This window comes from Paenarthrobacter nitroguajacolicus, assembly GCF_007786235.1.
Classification (GTDB): Bacteria; Actinomycetota; Actinomycetes; order Actinomycetales; family Micrococcaceae; genus Arthrobacter; species Arthrobacter nitroguajacolicus_A.
In genome coordinates this window covers 1-1,157 of the sequence record NZ_VNFK01000046.1, presented here as the reverse complement: position 1 = coordinate 1,157, position 1,157 = coordinate 1, and the positions used below count along the sequence as shown (strand labels likewise).

The following is a 1,157-nucleotide window of genomic DNA, read 5'->3' as shown; positions in this document are numbered from 1 at the left end:
GGCTAGATCACCTGGTTTCGGGTCTAATCCTAGCAACTGTACGCCCAGTTAAGACTCGGTTTCCCTACGGCTCCCCTAAACGGTTAACCTTGCTACTAAAATTAAGTCGCTGACCCATTATACAAAAGGTACGCAGTCACACCACGAAGGTGCTCCTACTGCTTGTACGTACACGGTTTCAGGTTCTATTTCACTCCCCTCACAGGGGTTCTTTTCGCCTTTCCCTCACGGTACTGGTTCACTATCGGTCAGTCAGTAGTATTTAGCCTTGGAGGATGGTCCCCCCATATTCAGACAGGATATCACGTGTCCCGCCCTACTCGTTTTCACTGATTATGAGATGTCGACTACGGGGCTATCACCCTTTACTGCGGCACTTTCCAGAGCCTTCGTCTGTCTCATTAAAAGCTTAAGGGCTAATCCAATTTCGCTCGCCGCTACTTTCGGAATCTCGGTTGATTTCTCTTCCTCGGGGTACTTAGATGTTTCAGTTCCCCCGGTTTGCCTCCTGTTGCTATGTATTCACAACAGGATACGTGCTTATGCACGTGGGTTTCCCCATTCGGAAATCCCAGACTCAAAAGGTTATTACTACCTAATCTGGGCTTATCGCAAGTTATTACGTCCTTCATCGCCTCTGACTGCCAAGGCATCCACCGTGTACGCTTAGTCACTTAACCATACAACCCGAAAGGGTCTTAGTGTATGGCAACTAACCAAGGTTTTTGGTTGTCATCAAGAAGGGTTAATTCTCAATGACTGTTTGCCGGACTCAATTGTGAATCAAATAAATTTGATTCGAATACAAGACACTTGAATGTGTTTGTTGTGTTTATCTAATGAAAGATAAACATTGAGAACTTTTAAATTTGATTGAATTACTCGTAAGTAAATCAATCAGTCAGCTTTCCAAATTGTTAAAGAGCTTGATTCAAACTAATGAACCATTTCTAAATATTTTCAAATAAAAACACTTAAAGATGGTGGAGCTATGCGGGATCGAACCGCAGACCTCCTGCGTGCAAGGCAGGCGCTCTCCCAGCTGAGCTATAGCCCCAAATTTTTATTTCCTTGGGAGGAAATGGTGGGTCGTGCAGGATTCGAACCTGCGACCAATTGATTAAAAGTCAACTGCTCTACCAACTGAGCTAACGACC

At 44.6% G+C, this 1,157-nt stretch carries 1 tRNA gene and 1 rRNA gene; both read right to left on the bottom strand.

Annotated features, from left to right (window positions below):
* Window positions 1-680, bottom strand: a 23S ribosomal RNA gene (locus FQP90_RS22915); the annotation flags it as partial.
* A 301-nt stretch (window positions 681-981) separates the two neighbouring features.
* Window positions 982-1,057, bottom strand: a tRNA-Ala gene (locus tag FQP90_RS22910).
* Window positions 1,058-1,157: the final 100 nt, after the last annotated feature.